Below are 16,412 nucleotides of genomic sequence, written 5' to 3' on the forward strand. Positions count from 1 at the left end.
TTAGAGTTTCCTCTTTGTGGAGCTGCTTCTCTTTGTGGAGCAGTTCTATTTTCAGTATAATCTCTATTAGAGTTTCCTCTTTGTGGAGCTGCTTCTCTTTGAGGAGCAGTTCTATTTTCAGTATAATCTCTGTTAGAGTTTCCTCTTTGTGGAGCTGCTTCTCTTGAAGGAGAGGTCCTGTTTGCAGTGTAATCTCTGTTAGAGTTTCCTCTTTGTGGAGCTGCTTCTCTTGAAGGAGAGGTCCTGTTTGCAGTATAATCTCTGTTAGAGTTTCCTCTTTGTGGAGCTGCTTCTCTAGAAGAACTTGTTCTGTTTTGAGTATAACCTCTTTGGGAGTTTGTTCTTCCGTTCGAATTTGCTATTTCATTTCTTGAACCTCTTCTTTGATCTAACTCATAACGATTTGTAACGTTAGTATTTCTTCTAGAAAAAGAATAATTTGGATTTTGTCTTTCATATCCATTAGAACGTCTTGAACTGTAAAGGACTACCGCTCGCTCGCTTCTTCTGTAATTAACATAATTATAATTGTTGTTAATATTCAAGCATATATTGATGTTGTTTCTATATCTAAAAATTGGGAATGGATTCCAAGCATAATAATAAGACGGATAATACCCCCAGTTCCAAGTTGGATAATAGGGACGGTAATTTGGTGTCCAGAAAGATGCATAAATTATGGGAGTACTGTAATATACAGGTTCGTAAATATAATTTTGACCATACATAAAAACATCTCCTACAACTTGAACATGGATTTGATTGTTTCTGTCTTTTTCAACGTCAATAGTCGCCACATCTTGATACACATCATTATCCAGAATAGATTGAATAATTATTACGTGAGTTCGATTTTCTACAGTTTCAATCACTCTTAAATAATCTACCTCATTATCATTATTTAAATCTAAGTTTGATATTTGCAGCTCAGGGTCATTCAACCGTCGTTCAAAATCTTGAAGATTTCTAGAGTCTCCAAAAATGGAAGCAACAGCTCTTAGATCTAGGTTATCACTGATTTCGCTATTCATTGCATTTACTGATGTTCTGTTTTGCGCCTGTATTTGGGTTGCGAAAACAACAGTAAAAAGACTCAATAGTAGTAATTTCGTTTTCATAATTAGTTGAATTTAGTTTATTCTTATTTTTGAGCAACCAATTACTATGCCAATAAATCAGTGTCCTTATTATGATTCTAATTTTTAGTTGTAATTTAGGCCTAAAAAAACACAAAAAATGAAAACTTTTATTTTAACTTTTTTACTTTTAATAGTTTTAACATCATGTAAAACAGTTTATTTTACTGGTAAAAATAATAATAACATAGATTTTAATGCCGTAGCCATAGATACTTTGTTTCAAGATAAAATAAGTATAAGAGCGATTGTAATTGATGCAAATAAAATTTGGTATGCAGCAGATAAAGGTCGATTTGGTTTTTATAATATCGATAATAATCAAAAATTTGAAAGCAGTATTAGCAAAGACTCCTTGAAGCTTGAGTTTAGAAGTAATGCCCAAACTAAAAAAAATATTTACATACTAAATGTTGGAAATCCAGCTTTGTTATATCAGATCTCTAAAGAAGAAAAAAAAGTAAAATTAGTCTATCAAGAAAACCATGAGAAAGTATTCTTTGATAGCATGCAATTTTGGAACAATAAAGAAGGAATTGCCATGGGTGATCCAATTGCTGATTGTTTAAATGTAATCATCACTCGTGATGGGGGAAATACATGGAGTAAAGTACCTTCAAATAAATTACCAAAAGTAATGGATGGTGAAGCAGCTTTTGCGGCAAGCAATACTAATATTTTAATTAAAGGAAATAACACATGGCTTGTTTCGGGTGGAAAAAAATCGAGAGTTTTTTATTCGCCAGACAAGGGCGATTCATGGACAGTGTTTGACACCCCAATTGTTCAAGGAAAAGCGATGACGGGAATTTTCACAGCAGATTTCTATGATTCCAAAAGTGGATTTATTGCTGGTGGCGATTATGAGCTACGCAATCAAAATTTTTCTAACAAAGCATTGACTACCGATGGCGGAAAAACATGGAATCTCATTGCAGAAAATCAAGGTTTTGGGTATGCATCTTGTGTACAATATGTTCCTAAAAGTAACGGTAAAGGATTAGTATCAGTAGGTTTTTCAGGATTGTATTATTCCTCTGATGGAGGAATTTCTTGGAAACAATTAGCCTCTGACTCTACTCTTCATACAATTAGGTTCCTAGATAACCATACAGCAATTGCTGCGGGACAAAATAAAATGATTCGTATTCGTTTTAAATAAAAAAACACGCTAATACTTGATGTGCAGTATTAGAGTGTTTTATGAATTAATAAAAAATCAATTGTTTTATTTTTTTTGTGCTTTGTTTCGGTATTGTTGCAATAGTTTTCTGTTGAAATCTTCTTCTGCTTTTTTTAGCTTTACTATTTTTACAGCGGGTAGAATTGTTCGTACGTTTTGCATGAACTTTTTGCGAACTAAAAACAATTCTTCTTCGGTTTCTTCCATTTGAGCTAAAAAGGTATTCGCTTCTTTTTCTGTGATTTTATCGAGTGATCCATCACTCATTCTCCTCATACAGGCTTTCATTTTTTGATGTCTCAGTTCAAACTGCTTATCATCATAGGAGTTGTAAATGGGCCAGAATCTCTCGGCTTCAGTGGTTGTTAAGTCCAATTCGGTAGAGAAAAAAGCTACTTTCAATGCTTTTATTTGTTCTTTTTTTTCTTTCATACTTTCGCCCTGAGCGTAAAAATTGAATGAGACTAATAAGAATAATATTGGTACTAATTTTTTAATGTTCATTTTTAATGTGTTTAGTTATCAGCTTTAGGAAAGCTGTACAGTTATTTTTATTCTAAAATGAGATTTTCTAAGTTTGAATTGGTTGATAGATGATCTTCAATTGCATCATCTTCTAAAACAATGCCAGAGTTTATTGTGTTGATATCTTCGCTCTCTAATACACTTATTAAATCATATTGATTAACGTTAGATTGGTATGTAATGTAATTTTCTAATGCAGCAGCATCGAGATCTTTTGAATTTTCAGTGGAAGGATTTAAAATTGGAATCATCAAAGCAAGCACAAAAACAGCAGCTACCAGCATAAATATATTTTTTCTTTTTTGAAAAATAGAAATTACTTTTGGTTCATTGTTTGGCAATTGCTCCATCATTTTGATTGAAAAATTATCAAAATAATGCTCTGGCGTTTTAAATCCAGTTTCAATTTTAGGTTCGTTCTCTAATTTAAATGTTTTCATAGTATGTCTTAGACAGTTTAACAGCTAAAAGGTTTAATTTGAAGCTACAAAAGCTTCAATTTTTTTTACCGCTAGATGATAGGATGCTTTTAATCCTCCAACGGATGTTCCCAATATTTCTGAGATTTCCTCGTATTTTAGTTCTTGAAAATATTTCATTTTAAAAACCAATTGTTGTTTTTCTGGCAATAACGCAATTGCTTTTTGTAATTTTATTTGAATTTCATTTCCGTCAAAAAACACATCGGCTTCTAAATTATCGATAGTTTTATTTTGCAAGGTTTCAGATGATATCCCGCTATTTTTTGATTTTTGTTTCAAAAAAGTTAAGGATTCATTAGTTGCTATGCGATACATCCATGAAAAAAGTTTGCTTTCTCCTTTAAAATTTTTCAGATTCTGAAAAATTTTTATAAAAACATTTTGCAGTACATCATCAGCATCATCGTGATTTAAAACGATGCTACGAACATGATTGTACAAAGGTCTTTGATAATCCCGTAATAACTGCTGAAACGCTTGATTTTGCGTTTTAGGGTTTAACAAGCGATTTATAAATTCCTGTTCTTCTTGCAAAGCGATTATTTAAAGATTAGAATAGAATTTATTAAAAAGGTTTAATTGATCTGTTGAATTTTAAAATTCAGACTCTTCTTCTTCCTTAATCGGGACTGGTTCTTTTACTGCTTCCACTTTTTTAGCAGTAGGTGGAACAACAATTGTTACAGGAATTACTTTTGGTTTCAATGGAATGTAAATTTCTGTAACCCATTTAGAAGGGTTTTTAACGTCGGTTTTACTAATGGAGAAATTCTCTACTTGTGAAAATGCACCATCAACGACAATTCTGTTAGTATTAATATACGTTTTCGCTTTATCTAAAGCAGTTTTTGTATGCGAGTAATCACCTTTTAAAGTGGTTTTTAGGGCGTCAAAGGGTTCTAGTTTTCCAGTTAAAATATCACTTCCAGAACTGGTTAGAATTTGATTTTTTATAGGAACACAAATCGATAATTTGGTCAACCCATTTGTTTCATTATAGGTGTGATAAATAATAAAAGGTTTGCCGTTTAATTCGATGTTATTTTGTTCACAAAAGGTTATTAATTTAGGAAATACAATGGAAGCATTTTTGACTACTTTTGAAATTTCGCTTGTAAAAGTTTGTCTTAGGTAAAAGGTCCCAAGTTTTTTTACTATTCCGTTTACCTTTACCGCAAATGAGTTTAATTCAAAATCTAGTGTTTTGTCTATATTGGCTAAACTCTTTTCATAGGTTTCGCCTAAAATTTCATTCATTCCACCATCAAAAACAGTAGAAACCTTCATCTTGAAACTCATTTTACCGGTCGTTTTCCAGGTTATTTTTGTACCGCCAATAGTGTCTTTAAAACTCCAAAAAACAGTAGAAGTAGCTCCGTTGAAATTCATTTTTTGAGAAATACTATCATTTTCTTTGGCATAAACGGTCACTATATCTCCTGAACCTTGCTTTCCTTCCCATGAAAAACTACCGCCTGCCCCAATTGTTTTTTCAGGAAACATGATTTTCATTTCGGGGTCTTCAGTAATCCAGGAACTAAAATCTTCCCAGTTTCGGTAATCATTTATAAAATTAAAAACGGTTGATTTGGGTGAATTTATGATTTGACTTTTTTCTACGGTAAAATCTCCTTTTTGTGTTGCCACAAAAATCGATAAAGCCACAAAACTTAGCAGTAGTAAAAGAAATAAGTATTTTAAAATCCTCATAATATACAGGTTTGTTAATTTTGTAAAGTTAAAGGTTTTATTTACAAGTCATCAAAATGGGTAAATAAATATAGTTTATTTCTATTAAATGACTGATCGGCTCATTTTATTGCATTTTAAATCCAAGAGGCTAAATCTAGTAAAACAACGTTAAAAAACTTCAGATAAAAATAAATCTAAAATAATTATGTACTATAAATACCTATTTTATAGTTGATTAGTTGTAATAAAAAAGTCCACTAATCAGCGGACATCTTGGGTACGGAACAAAAAAATTACCGTTTAAAAAACACTTTTATCAAAAATAAAATTCCAATAAAAACCCCAAATCCTATTAAAATCTTGTAGTTGCCTTTGTAAAATGTTTTGTGAATTTTTAAATCTTTTCGATAGGAGTATATCGCAGCAATAAAAAAAGCTATTACAAATAAGCCTGCAAACACTAATTGACCTTGACTAAACATAGTTTGAATTATTTTTAGACAAATTTAGTTATTTGTTTAGAAATAGTTGCTAATTTGCTTTTTCATTTAACAAAATAAAAAGATGCAAAAACAGATAAACTCCGTCAAAGAATTTCATACTGCTTTTAAAATTGGCCATAGTGAAATCCCTATTGCTAATTTAGGAGAAAGTAAACATACGTTGCGATACAATTTAATGAAAGAGGAGAATGAAGAATACCTTGAAGCTGTTCAAAACAATGATTTAATTGAAATTGCAGATGCACTGGGTGATATGATGTACATTTTGTGCGGAACCATAATCGAACATGGTTTACAACATAAAATTGAGGAAGTTTTTGATGAAATACAACGCAGTAATATGAGTAAATTAGGCCAAGATGGACAACCAATATACCGAGAAGATGGCAAAGTCATGAAAGGACCTAATTACTTTAAACCTGATTTTTCTAAAATAATTTCTGAATAGTGGTTTATACTAAATTTAGATAGGTCATAAAAAAAGCGATTTTCAATATGAAAATCGCTTTTTTGAATTTATGAATCTTAGGACTACACTTTAACAGTCCATCCAAAAATATCTTGTTCTAGTTTATTTTGAATGTTTTCCAGCTTTGTTTTTAGTTGCAAAGCCATTGAATTTTCATTTTTTGTCAATTCATAATAAACATCTTGGTAGGAAAATCCAGAAATTGGACTTACTACGGCAGCTGTTCCTGCTCCAAAAATTTCTTTTAAGGTTCCATTTTTAGCAGCTTCAACAAGTTCGGTTACTAAAACTGAACGAATCTCTACATCAATACCTTCACTTTTTGCTAAATCAATTAAGGTTTTTCTAGTTACTCCATCAAGAATTCTTTCGCTCGTAGGAGCAGTAAGTAAAGTGTCATTTATTCTAAAAAAGACATTCATAGTTCCCGCCTCTTCAAGTTTAGTATGTGTGGCATCATCTGTCCAAATCACTTGTTGAAAACCTTCTTTATTTGCTAAATTAGTTGGATAAAATTGAGCACCATAATTCCCTGCAGCTTTTGCAGCCCCTATTCCTCCGTTTGCCGCTCTACTAAAATGTTCTGCAATAAGTACTTTGACATCACCAGAATAATACGAAGTTACAGGCGATAATAAAATCATGAATTTATACTCATCAGAGGGATTTGCAATTACTCCAGTACCAGTAGCAATCATGAACGGCCTAATATACATGGCATTTCCTTTTCCTTTTTTAATCCATTCTTTGTCTAATTGCAACAGTTGGGTTAAGCCACTCATATATAATTCTTCTGGAACTTCAGGCATAGCCATTCGAACAGCAGATGTATTAAAACGATTGTAATTTTGATCGGGTCTAAAAAGCCAAACATCATTATTTTCATCTTTGTAGGCTTTCATCCCCTCAAAAATCGCTTGACCATAATGAAAAACGCGTGTCGATGGATCTAATAAAAAGGGAGCGTAAGGCTTTATAACAGGTTTTTGCCATTGTCCATTTTTAAAATCACATTCAAACAAATGGTCTGTAAAAACAGAGCCAAAGCTTAAGTTAGAAAAATCAACTTCATTTATTTTTGAAGTAGAAGCTTTTATAGTTTCAATGGTGTTAGTTTGAGTAGTACTCATAGTAATGTATTGTTTTTTAATTTTTTTTAACTGACAAACTGGAGCTTAAAAAACTTGATTTCTATAAGTTGAAGTTTAATCTGTGCAAAATTAAATAAAAATCAACAAAATTCTTGTCAAAAAAATATTATTTATATGATTAAACTATGATTTGTTTCTAATTGAATAAATTTAAAATAATTCGTTATTTTGCTTGACTTTACATCAATTTAGATTTTACAGCAGTAGAATGGCTGTATTTTCATTAATTTTGAATAAAAATTGTAGCTTTTAATCCTTTTAATCTCAAATTCCAATTTTGAAAAGAGAAATAATACAAACACTAGACGGTTCAACTACCATTCAAATAGCAGAGTGGAATGAATGTTACCATTCTAAGCATGGTGCAATTCAGGAGGCACAGCACGTATTTATTAAAAATGGTCTTTCATTGTTTCCTAATCAGAATGTAGCTATTTTAGAAATAGGTTTTGGTACTGGTTTGAACGCCTTTATTACATTCTTGGAGTCTAAAAAATTGCAACAATCTATAGAATATGTGGGAGTGGAAGCCTATCCAATTTCAGTCGATGAGGTTCTTTCAATGAACTACGTTTCAGAATTAAATGCTAATCAAGAAAGCGCTATTTTTGATAGTATGCACACTAGTAATTGGGAAGAAAAATTAAGTTTATCGACAGATTTTTCACTACTTAAAAGAAAACAATTTTTTGAAGAAATCAATGATATTGAAGCTTTTGATTTGATTTATTTTGATGCTTTTGGATACAGAGTGCAGCCCGAATTATGGAGTACCGCCATTTTTAAGAAAATGTATCAAGCCTTGAAACCCCAAGGTATACTGGTAACTTATGCGGCACGAGGCGTAGTAAAAAGAAGCATGATAGAAGTAGGGTTTACAGTTGAAAAACTTGCAGGGCCACCAGGGAAAAGAGAAATGTTTCGTGCTATAAAGCGTTAGTTTTTTTTAATAAAGAATTGGTTTTGAGTAACTTAATTTCTTATTTTTTTAATAATGTGAATCAAAAATTAAATCTGAGTTAAATAGTATTGGAGTACTTAAAAATAATGTATTTTTACAACGCCTAAGAATCAAAATTAAACTAAAATCAATGTTTATTATGTCAAAAGCAATGTATGAGTATACTAAATCAATTTTAGAAAGAGTAAGTTTTGATCCGTTGCTTTTTTGCAAAGAGTTAGAAAAAGCAATCAAAACTTTACTTCCCTACGAAATGGAACAGTTGCGAGAGTGGTTACTAAATTTCACAATTGAAAGACCAGAGTTAAAACAATGTTTGTTAATCGTTAATTCATAAAAAAAGGAACCGTTTATCGGTTCCTTTTTTTATTTGTTAGGTAGTGAACTTATTATTTGAACATTCTGAAATACAATTGCACCTTTCACAACACCAGCTATTGTAGTCCGTAGCGCATCAATAATCTGAATTTTTAATTCGCTTTTTGGAAAAATAAGACTTATTTCTCTTGCAGGTTTTGGTTCCTTAAAGTGACGCAGTTTTAATTTGTCTTTCTCTTTTAAATCTAATGTATGTAAATAGGGTAGCAGTGTAGTTCCTAATCCTTCGTCTGCCAGTTTTATAAGTGTTTCAAAACTTCCACTTTCAATCTGAAAACGACTAGTTTCATTTTTATTCACATTTTTACAAAGATTTAAAATTCCATCGCGAAAGCAATGTCCGTCTTGCAACAACAAAATTTCATCTATGTTGAGATCTTCTATTTCGATTTCTTCTTTTTGAAAATGATGATGACTTTCTGGAATGTATGCCACAAAAGGTTCGTAGTACAAAACGACTTCTTTTATTTTATCTTCCAATAAAGGCGTTGCAGCAATGGCTGCATCCAAATGACCATTGTTTAGTTTTACAATAATTTCGTCGGTATTCAATTCCTCGATAATGAGTTTTACTTTGGGATATTTTTTGATAAAATTAGTCAAAAACATAGGCAATAGCGTAGGCATTATTGTAGGAATTATACCTAATCTGAATTCACCACCAATAAATCCTTTTTGCTGTTCTACAATATCTTGAATGCGATCAGCTTCGATAACAATGTTTTTTGCCTGATTTACAATTTTGTGACCTATGTCAGTTAATTGAATTGGTTTTTTGGTTCTGTCAAAGATCTGAATACTTAATTCTTCTTCTATTTTTTGAATTTGCATGCTCAAAGTAGGTTGAGTTACAAAACATTTCTCAGCAGCCAATGTGAAATTTTTGTGTTCGGCTACCGCCAAAACATATTTTAGTTGAGTGATTGTCATTTTTTATAGTAATATCTAATGCAAATATAAAAACAATCAATTTAAGGTACTGTAAAACGGTGGTTTAATTGCATATTTTTGTTGAAATACAAAACTATGAAAACTAATATCTTAGGATTACCCGTAAAGGAATCAGAATTGATTGGCAATGAATTAAACATTTTGTTATCAAATTTTCAAGTGTATTATCAAAATTTAAGAGGAATTCATTGGAATATCAGAGGAAAACGTTTTTTTGATTTGCATGTAAAATTCGAAGAGTTATACACTGACGCCCAGATTAAAATTGATTTAATTGCCGAAAGAGTTCTTACTGTTGGCGGAACACCGCTTCATACCTTTGAAGATTACTTAAATAAAAATCAGTTGATTGTGGGTAAAAATATATCAAACGATGAAAAAGCAGTACACTTAATTGTTACGTCATTGTCCCATTTGTTAAAAATTGAAAGAACCATTTTAGCGCAATCAGCAGCTATTCATGATGAAGGTACTAATTCTATGATGGGTGATTTTATATCAGAACAAGAAAAAACAATTTGGATGATGCAGGCATGGCTTGAAGAAAGTTTGTAGTAAATAGATAGCATTTGTATCTCTAATAATTCAATAAAAGTATTTTTGCATTGTTAATTATTTAAAAAATTTACACTTGTGTGTGTTTTTGTTTAACACATTTTATATATTTTTGCGACAATGAAAACAGTTGCAAAAATATTCTTAATTCTTTTTATTGCCTTTCTCACCACACCAACAATAGTTACTGTGATTGAGAAAAGTTCGGATATTTCTGTTTTTTTCAATGTGTCTGAGGAAGGACATTTTCACAAAGAAATCATAGCAGCAGTTTCGCTAGAACATTTTTTGCATGTTCATACTATCTCAGATGCGTCATCAACGATCATACTTTCGGAGAAGTTATCCAAACATGATAAAATAACTGCATCCATATTTATACCTCCGCCTAACGCATTGTAATACAATTTCTTGGATTTTCTATAACGAATTCCAGCACAATAGTATGTGCAACATTTTGTATTCAATTTTTAGTTAGGTATTATGACAAAAAAAGTTAATCTTTTTGCTAATCTAAAATCTGATTTCGCATCAGGTTTAGTAGTATTTCTAGTAGCGTTGCCGCTATGTCTTGGCATCGCTTTGGCCAGCGGTGCGCCACCATTGGCTGGTATTATTTCGGGTATTGTTGGTGGTATTATTGTTGGCTATTTAAGTCAATCCCACATTAGTGTTTCGGGACCTGCAGCAGGCTTAACAGCAATTGTCCTAACAGCAATTACTGAACTGGGTTCTTTTGACTCATTTTTGTTGGCAGTTTTAATAGCTGGTGCTATTCAATTAGCATTAGGATATTTAAAAGCGGGTAGTATTTCCAATTACTTTCCAAACAATGTAATTGAAGGGATGCTGGCAGGTATTGGTGTTATTATAATTTTGAAACAAATCCCGCACGCATTTGGTTATGATCCAGATTTTATTGGGGATTTGTCATTTTCACAGCCTGATGGTAAAAATACGTTTTCTGAAATATTTGATATTGTAAACCATGTACAATTGGGTTCTATATTGATAGCGCTCATTTCGTTAGTGATTTTGATTTTTTGGAATAAAGTTACGTTTTTACAAAAAATTAAATTGGTTCCACCTGCTCTAGTTGCAGTGGTAGTAAGCATAGTGTTGAATGAATTTTTCATACAATCAGGAAGTACTTTGGCAATTGCCAGCGAGCATCTGGTGCGATTGCCAGTTCCAACAAATTTGCAAGAGTTTAAAAATATTGTTGTCACACCAAATTTTTATGCTATTACCAATTCAAAGGTTTGGATTGTAGGTGTTACCATTGCAATTGTGGCATCAATTGAAACGTTATTATGTATTGAAGCATCAGACAGAATGGACGCCTTGAAGCGATATTCCAATACTAATGTAGAGCTAAAAGCGCAGGGAATTGGTAATATAATTAGTTCACTTTTAGGTGGATTGCCTATGACATCAGTTGTAGTAAGAACAACTGCAAACAATGCAGCTGGTGCAAAGTCTAAGATGTCTGCTATTATTCATGGTGTTCTCTTACTGGTAAGTGTGTTGGCAATCCCTGCAGTTTTGAATCGAATACCATTAGCAACTTTGGCTGCCGTACTACTTCTAGTTGGTTATAAATTAGCCAATCCTAAAACAATTATCCATTTTTGGAAAAAAGATAAAATATATCAATTTATACCTTTTATTGCTACTTTTGTTGCTGTAGTTGCTACTGATTTGTTAAGAGGTGTAGCGCTAGGAATGATAATTAATATTATTTTTATTTTAATTGGAAATTCAAAAAGAGCATATAATTTTAATATCGAAGACTATCGAGACGGCGATGTTATAAAAATAGATCTTGCGCAGGAAGTTTCATTTTTAAATAAAGCAGCAATTAAAGATACATTGAATAAAATTCCACAAAATTCAAAAGTAGAAATAAATGCAAGTTCAACAGTTTATATTTCGCACGATGTTTTAGATTTGATTACCGAATTTAAAGAAATTAAAGCAAAAGATTTAAATTTGAAAGTAAAATTATCTGGTTTTAAAGATGGTTATGATATTGAAAATTCCGAAGGATATCAAAACGCAATAACAATTGAACATGTTTACAATCCACTTAAAAGAAAAATAGAAAAGAAAGTAATCGAAAAAAATAATTAGAAAATAAAGATAATATGAGTTCAGATTTTTATAAAAAAATATTAGACAACAACAAGCTTTGGGTAGAATCTCAATTGGCAATTGATAAAGAGTATTTCAAAGATTTGGCTAAAGGACAGCAACCCCCATTGCTTTGGATTGGATGTTCTGATAGTCGTGTTCCTGCAAATGAAATTATTGGCGCAAAACCTGGAGAAGTTTTTGTGCACAGAAACATTGCTAATATGGTTATTCATAGCGATATGAACATGTTGAGTGTTTTGGACTATGCAGTAAATGTTTTAAAAGTAAAACATGTTATTGTTTGCGGACATTATGGATGTGGTGGTGTCAAAGCCGCTATGGGAAATCAATCGATAGGATTAATTGATAACTGGATAAGACATATCAAAGATGTGTATCGATTACACGAACACTATTTAAATACTTTCGAAGATGAAGAGGAACGTTTCAATAAATTTGTTGAAGTGAATGCGCAAGAGCAAGTATTCGATTTAGCCAAAACATCTATTGTTCAAAATGCTTGGAGAAACGGACAAGATCTTACGCTTCACGGTTGGACTTATGGTTTAAACTCAGGATATGTAACTGATTTAGGGGTTAACATGGGATCAAATTCAGAGTTAGACGAAGTGTACAGACTAAAATTCTCTAACTAAAATTAGCAATACATTATTATCGAAATATAAATTGGCATTCCTAAAGTAATATTAAAGGGAAAAGTTACTGCTAAGGCCATTGGTAGGAACAAACCTGGATTTGCTTTAGGAACGGCAATTTTCATTGCCGCTGGGACCGCAATATAAGAGGCACTAGCAGCAAGAATGGCCAGTATAAATCGGTTACCAATGTCAGTAGTTACCAACTGGCTTGCAAATGCGACTAAACAACCGTTGAACAAAGGTATTGCCAGAGCAAAGATTACGGCAAACCAACCACTTTTTACAAAATCGCCAAGTTTTCGGCCGCTTACAATTCCCATATCTAAAAGGAATATGGCGAGAAATCCCTTGAATAAATCATTCGTAAAAGGCTTAATTCCAAGTGCTTGTTCATCGCTAGCTAGCATACCTATTATTAAACTTCCTAAGATCAAAAGTACACTTCCGTTGGTAAAGGAATGTTGGATTAGAGATCCCAAAGACGTTTTTGACTCTTGTTTTTTGTCGAACATTCGAATTAAAATAACCCCTACAATGATAGCTGGTGCTTCCATTAAGGCCATAACGGCAACCATGTGTCCGCTGAATTTTAAGTGTTGAATTTCTAAAAAGGACGCAGCGGTCACAAAAGTTACGGCACTTACGGATCCATATGCCGCTGCTATTGCTCCAGAATCAAAAATATTGAACTTTCTGCGTAAGATAAAAAAACAATACACCGGAATAATGATGGCAATGAGCACCCCAAAGATGACAGACCAGACGATTTCGAGTGTAAAATGACTGTGTGCTAATTCTTGCCCACCTTTAAACCCTATTGAAAAAAGTAAATAAAGTGAAATAAATTTTGAGGAATTTGGAGGTATTTCTAAATCGCTTTTTAGTTTAACAGCTATAACGCCTAACAGAAAAAATAATAAAGCGGGATTGGTAAGGTTTTCAAGTAGTAAATCAATATTCATTTGGAATTATTTTTTAGTTGCGCGTTCTAGGCGATCATTAATTGATGTTCCCAATTCTGTATCAGGAAATCGTTGGGCAATAATTAAGTCTAATTTTTGGTTGTCTAATCGGTGCATTGCAGCATATAAATGAGCAGTTGCCTCTTTTAAATCTCCTTTTTTTGAAAGGATCTCGGTCACAACATGTTGTAAATTGGTTATAGTATCTTGAAATACTAAGAGACCAACTTTTGCATTTGGATATTTTTTCAATTCTAATTCAGCATCATCAACAAGTATCGTTTTTGTCTTTGGAGCATAATGTCGTGACAGCATTCCAGGCGCATTGGGTGCACTTTCTTTGTTGTTTCTTATTTGAATAGGTCCTATTACTGTCTCAATTTCTTCTATTGAAATAGAGCCTAAACGATACAATACCGCTTTATTATTTTCGAAACCAATAATGGTTGATTCAATACCATTTTTACAAGCACCACCTTGTAGCACCAGTTCTAAATCAAGAGGAAAGTAGTTTGCTACATGTTCTGCAGTTGTAGGACTAATCGATCCAAAAGGATTTGCACTTGGCGCTGCCAGAGGAAAATCTAATGACCGCAACAGTTTTAAAGTTAAATCATGATTGGGCACACGAACTGCTACAGTATCTTTTCCAGCAGTAATACTATCTGGAATATTAGCATTCTTTTTAAGGACCAATGTTAAGGAACCAGGCCAGAATGCATCTGCCAATTGTTGTGCCTTTTCAGGTATTTCTGATACTATTTCTTTTAGCTTATCTGTAGAAGCAATATGTACGATTAAGGGATTAAATAAGGGTCTTTTTTTTGTTTCAAATATTTTTTGAATGGCTTTTTCACTATAAATATTTCCCGCCAAGCCATAGACGGTTTCTGTAGGGATTGCCACTAATTCTTCATTTTCAAGAATTTGTTTGGCTTTTAATATATCGGTTGTAATGTGTATCATAATTTAAGGATTACAATTGTCGCAATAGGTAGGATCTTCAAATTGAATTCCGCGTGGATACAATTTATTTTCGGTATGATTGCATTTTTTACATTGGTACAAATAACTTAAAGTAGATCGAGTGGGCAAGGAGCAATTTTCGCAGGGCAAGCCAGCTTGTGCTGTAACAATATCAAATCCAGGTGTACTGCAATTAGGACATAAGTGTTTTATTTTTTCAATTAGATTTTGTGTAGCTTTTTCGATTACTTTCATCCGTGTAGGATTGTATAGTGCTCTCATATCGGTTTCTGCATAAACGGAGACAAACTAAGCTTTTAATTCCCTATAATGCTGAAGCAATAGCTCATGAGTTACAATTCCTTTGTGCATTTTTGTGTACACTTTTTCAGCGGGACGCAATATGATACCATGAGAGGGAAATTGTATTTGTTCTGCAAACGCTAGTAATTCATATTCAGAAGTTATTGTTTTTCCATTAAAATTGGTTTCCATGCTGATTTCTCTTGCTACAATTTCAATATCATTTTTAAAATCTTTAAGCATTACTAATTCAACATTTGCATTTGCAAAAAAAATCGAAGGATGCGCGCCAAAAGATCCTTCACTAGCGAGTATTAAATCACAATTATTTGCAATCGATGCACCAATGCACTTATTTCTTAATGTAGTCAATGCATCATCTTTTCTTTGTAATTCTCCAGAAAAAGTACCTAGTAAATCAGTATCAAAAACATCAGAAGTATAGCATTTAACTGCTAATTCTTTTTCAAGAATAGGCGCTATTATCATCTCCTTCTGATGTTTGGTAGCAATAAGAAGCTTTCTCCCTGTAAACATATTATTTCTCTAAACGGATGGTTATGTTACTATTTATAATTAGATTGTAGCCTTCTTTTTTCGATTCTTGAATCATTTTTTTAATATCATCTTTAGTACTGTTGAGTTCTTGGATTCGTTTTTTAGAATTCTCGATGCTTTGATTAAACCGAATGTGATTGCTGAAATCCTCTCTGTTATGATAATCGATTTTGTAATTTAGTAAAGTTGTAAGAACTTTTTCTGCTTCTTCAGCAATGAAAATTCCATCTATTAATTTAAAATTTTGATCTTGTTCCATATTTATTTTTTTTGAAGTTTCATAATGCTATAAGTGCTAATAAAAACGCAAATTCCTAAAATTCCATTGTTCAGTATAGAATTGTCAAAAAAGGTCACACAAAGTGCTACCAAAGAAATTGCTAGCGAAAAAGTTAAGCGTTTGTTAGAAATTGAATTTAAATTATTGTTCTCTCTCATCTTTTTTCTTATTGGCCTTGACCTAATGAATAGCCAGATTTCCCATCAAATTCATATAAGTTTTCTGTTTTTATGACATCTATTTTAGCTTCCATCGCAAGAGATAACAAATTAATAATGTCTTCTTTGTATAGGATTTTGTCTTCTGATGGTTTAAATCTGCAACGCCAATGGTCTGTGCAATAGGTTTCATTAAATCCATCAGGCCACACTTTAATCCGACGATTTGTGATCATTGTTAAGTGCTTATTTTCTAAATTGATGCTTTGCATTATAGCTGCCAATTCATTCTGATCTGTTCCATTCCAGTGAACAAAAATGTCTATGCCAACTAATTCTTTGTTTTTAGCTGGTTTTTTTTACACAGATTTCAGGACCAATACCGTCTCCTTTTGCTACTGTAA

18 protein-coding genes and 2 pseudogenes are annotated in these 16,412 nt (G+C 32.3%); 8 read left to right on the top strand and 12 right to left on the bottom strand.

Annotated elements, in window-relative coordinates; all coding sequences use genetic code 11:
- On the bottom strand, positions 1–1,118 hold a 1,118-nt coding region (locus tag ACNQGB_RS07335; RefSeq protein ID WP_472777094.1), incomplete at its 3' end, for a hypothetical protein.
- Between the two features lie 118 nt (positions 1,119–1,236).
- Here ACNQGB_RS07335 and ACNQGB_RS07340 point away from each other — a divergent pair.
- Positions 1,237–2,298, top strand: a complete 1,062-nt coding sequence (locus tag ACNQGB_RS07340; protein WP_417943389.1) for a WD40/YVTN/BNR-like repeat-containing protein — start codon at positions 1,237–1,239, stop codon at positions 2,296–2,298.
- A gap of 66 nt (positions 2,299–2,364) precedes the next feature.
- On the opposite strand, the gene ACNQGB_RS07345 is transcribed toward ACNQGB_RS07340, so the two are convergent.
- Genes ACNQGB_RS07345 through ACNQGB_RS07360 form a run of 4 tightly spaced genes read right to left on the bottom strand, consistent with a single transcriptional unit; the run spans position 2,365 to position 5,036 of the window.
- Positions 2,365–2,823 carry a sensor of ECF-type sigma factor gene (locus tag ACNQGB_RS07345; protein ID WP_417943388.1) on the bottom strand — a complete coding sequence of 153 codons (459 nt, stop codon included), beginning with the start codon at positions 2,821–2,823 and terminating at the stop codon, positions 2,365–2,367.
- 47 nt (positions 2,824–2,870) lie between these two features.
- On the bottom strand, positions 2,871–3,284 hold the full coding sequence (locus ACNQGB_RS07350; RefSeq protein ID WP_417943387.1) for a hypothetical protein: 414 nt from the start codon (positions 3,282–3,284) through the stop codon (positions 2,871–2,873).
- A gap of 33 nt (positions 3,285–3,317) precedes the next feature.
- Positions 3,318–3,860, bottom strand: a complete 543-nt coding sequence (locus tag ACNQGB_RS07355; protein WP_417943386.1) for an RNA polymerase sigma factor — start codon at positions 3,858–3,860, stop codon at positions 3,318–3,320.
- Positions 3,861–3,920: 60 nt separating this feature from the next.
- Positions 3,921–5,036 carry an SRPBCC family protein gene (locus ACNQGB_RS07360; RefSeq protein WP_417943385.1) on the bottom strand — a complete coding sequence of 372 codons (1,116 nt, stop codon included), beginning with the start codon at positions 5,034–5,036 and terminating at the stop codon, positions 3,921–3,923.
- Positions 5,037–5,582: 546 nt separating this feature from the next.
- Here ACNQGB_RS07360 and ACNQGB_RS07365 point away from each other — a divergent pair.
- Positions 5,583–5,969 carry a pyrophosphohydrolase domain-containing protein gene (locus tag ACNQGB_RS07365; protein WP_417943384.1) on the top strand — a complete coding sequence of 129 codons (387 nt, stop codon included), beginning with the start codon at positions 5,583–5,585 and terminating at the stop codon, positions 5,967–5,969.
- 83 nt (positions 5,970–6,052) lie between these two features.
- On the opposite strand, the gene ACNQGB_RS07370 is transcribed toward ACNQGB_RS07365, so the two are convergent.
- Positions 6,053–7,120 (bottom strand): branched-chain amino acid aminotransferase, encoded by a 1,068-nt coding sequence (locus ACNQGB_RS07370; RefSeq protein WP_417943383.1) that lies wholly within the window; start codon positions 7,118–7,120, stop codon positions 6,053–6,055.
- A 298-nt stretch (positions 7,121–7,418) separates the two neighbouring features.
- Here ACNQGB_RS07370 and mnmC2 point away from each other — a divergent pair, with 298 nt between their 5' ends.
- Positions 7,419–8,081 (top strand): tRNA (5-methylaminomethyl-2-thiouridine)(34)-methyltransferase MnmC2, encoded by a 663-nt coding sequence (gene mnmC2 / locus ACNQGB_RS07375; protein ID WP_417943382.1) that lies wholly within the window; start codon positions 7,419–7,421, stop codon positions 8,079–8,081.
- 160 nt (positions 8,082–8,241) lie between these two features.
- Positions 8,242–8,439 carry a hypothetical protein gene (locus ACNQGB_RS07380; RefSeq protein ID WP_309757706.1) on the top strand — a complete coding sequence of 66 codons (198 nt, stop codon included), beginning with the start codon at positions 8,242–8,244 and terminating at the stop codon, positions 8,437–8,439.
- Between the two features lie 29 nt (positions 8,440–8,468).
- Here the strand turns inward: ACNQGB_RS07380 and ACNQGB_RS07385 are convergent, their stop codons facing one another.
- Entirely contained in the window at positions 8,469–9,410 is a 942-nt protein-coding gene (locus ACNQGB_RS07385) for a LysR substrate-binding domain-containing protein (protein WP_417943381.1), read from the bottom strand.
- Positions 9,411–9,506: 96 nt separating this feature from the next.
- Between ACNQGB_RS07385 and ACNQGB_RS07390 the strand changes: the two genes are divergently transcribed.
- The 4 genes from ACNQGB_RS07390 to can all read left to right on the top strand — a co-directional run bounded on the left by ACNQGB_RS07390 (position 9,507) and on the right by can (position 12,778).
- Positions 9,507–9,986: a Dps family protein gene (locus tag ACNQGB_RS07390; protein ID WP_417943380.1), complete on the top strand. Its 480-nt coding sequence runs from the start codon at positions 9,507–9,509 to the stop codon at positions 9,984–9,986.
- Between the two features lie 120 nt (positions 9,987–10,106).
- Positions 10,107–10,388, top strand: coding sequence for a hypothetical protein (locus ACNQGB_RS07395; protein ID WP_417943379.1), 282 nt, complete (start codon positions 10,107–10,109; stop codon positions 10,386–10,388).
- A gap of 81 nt (positions 10,389–10,469) precedes the next feature.
- Positions 10,470–12,119, top strand: a complete 1,650-nt coding sequence (locus ACNQGB_RS07400; RefSeq protein WP_417943378.1) for a SulP family inorganic anion transporter — start codon at positions 10,470–10,472, stop codon at positions 12,117–12,119.
- Positions 12,120–12,133: 14 nt separating this feature from the next.
- Entirely contained in the window at positions 12,134–12,778 is a 645-nt protein-coding gene (gene can, locus ACNQGB_RS07405; protein ID WP_417943377.1) for a carbonate dehydratase, read from the top strand.
- A gap of 2 nt (positions 12,779–12,780) precedes the next feature.
- On the opposite strand, the gene ACNQGB_RS07410 is transcribed toward can, so the two are convergent.
- The 5 genes and pseudogenes from ACNQGB_RS07410 to ACNQGB_RS07430 form a co-directional block, all read right to left on the bottom strand.
- A complete protein-coding gene (locus ACNQGB_RS07410) occupies positions 12,781–13,743 on the bottom strand; it encodes a sodium-dependent bicarbonate transport family permease (RefSeq protein ID WP_417943376.1) in 963 nt (320 codons plus the stop codon).
- A 6-nt stretch (positions 13,744–13,749) separates the two neighbouring features.
- Entirely contained in the window at positions 13,750–14,709 is a 960-nt protein-coding gene (locus ACNQGB_RS07415; RefSeq protein WP_417943375.1) for an L-threonylcarbamoyladenylate synthase, read from the bottom strand.
- 3 nt (positions 14,710–14,712) lie between these two features.
- A pseudogene (locus ACNQGB_RS07420) lies at positions 14,713–15,549 on the bottom strand (DUF6671 family protein).
- 1 nt (position 15,550) lies between these two features.
- Complete coding sequence (locus ACNQGB_RS07425; protein ID WP_417943374.1) at positions 15,551–15,829, bottom strand: hypothetical protein; 279 nt, start codon at positions 15,827–15,829, stop codon at positions 15,551–15,553.
- 187 nt (positions 15,830–16,016) lie between these two features.
- Positions 16,017–16,337 (bottom strand): annotated as a pseudogene (locus tag ACNQGB_RS07430) (NADP-dependent isocitrate dehydrogenase); the annotation flags it as partial.
- Between the last annotated feature and the right edge of the window lie 75 nt (positions 16,338–16,412).

This window comes from Flavobacterium frigidum (genome assembly GCF_048286795.2).

What these genes read in the sequence shown, in the direction of transcription:
- ACNQGB_RS07340 (WP_417943389.1), top strand. Translation starts at nt 1,237, where the DNA reads ATGAAAACTTTTATTTTAACTTTTTTACTTTTAATAGTTTTAACATCA.
- ACNQGB_RS07345 (WP_417943388.1), bottom strand. Translation starts at nt 2,823, where the DNA reads ATGAACATTAAAAAATTAGTACCAATATTATTCTTATTAGTCTCATTC.
- ACNQGB_RS07350 (WP_417943387.1), bottom strand. Translation starts at nt 3,284, where the DNA reads ATGAAAACATTTAAATTAGAGAACGAACCTAAAATTGAAACTGGATTT.
- ACNQGB_RS07360 (WP_417943385.1), bottom strand. Translation starts at nt 5,036, where the DNA reads ATGAGGATTTTAAAATACTTATTTCTTTTACTACTGCTAAGTTTTGTG.
- ACNQGB_RS07365 (WP_417943384.1), top strand. Translation starts at nt 5,583, where the DNA reads ATGCAAAAACAGATAAACTCCGTCAAAGAATTTCATACTGCTTTTAAA.
- ACNQGB_RS07370 (WP_417943383.1), bottom strand. Translation starts at nt 7,120, where the DNA reads ATGAGTACTACTCAAACTAACACCATTGAAACTATAAAAGCTTCTACT.
- ACNQGB_RS07380 (WP_309757706.1), top strand. Translation starts at nt 8,242, where the DNA reads ATGTCAAAAGCAATGTATGAGTATACTAAATCAATTTTAGAAAGAGTA.
- ACNQGB_RS07385 (WP_417943381.1), bottom strand. Translation starts at nt 9,410, where the DNA reads ATGACAATCACTCAACTAAAATATGTTTTGGCGGTAGCCGAACACAAA.
- ACNQGB_RS07390 (WP_417943380.1), top strand. Translation starts at nt 9,507, where the DNA reads ATGAAAACTAATATCTTAGGATTACCCGTAAAGGAATCAGAATTGATT.
- ACNQGB_RS07395 (WP_417943379.1), top strand. Translation starts at nt 10,107, where the DNA reads ATGAAAACAGTTGCAAAAATATTCTTAATTCTTTTTATTGCCTTTCTC.
- ACNQGB_RS07400 (WP_417943378.1), top strand. Translation starts at nt 10,470, where the DNA reads ATGACAAAAAAAGTTAATCTTTTTGCTAATCTAAAATCTGATTTCGCA.
- can (WP_417943377.1), top strand. Translation starts at nt 12,134, where the DNA reads ATGAGTTCAGATTTTTATAAAAAAATATTAGACAACAACAAGCTTTGG.
- ACNQGB_RS07410 (WP_417943376.1), bottom strand. Translation starts at nt 13,743, where the DNA reads ATGAATATTGATTTACTACTTGAAAACCTTACCAATCCCGCTTTATTA.
- ACNQGB_RS07415 (WP_417943375.1), bottom strand. Translation starts at nt 14,709, where the DNA reads ATGATACACATTACAACCGATATATTAAAAGCCAAACAAATTCTTGAA.
- ACNQGB_RS07425 (WP_417943374.1), bottom strand. Translation starts at nt 15,829, where the DNA reads ATGGAACAAGATCAAAATTTTAAATTAATAGATGGAATTTTCATTGCT.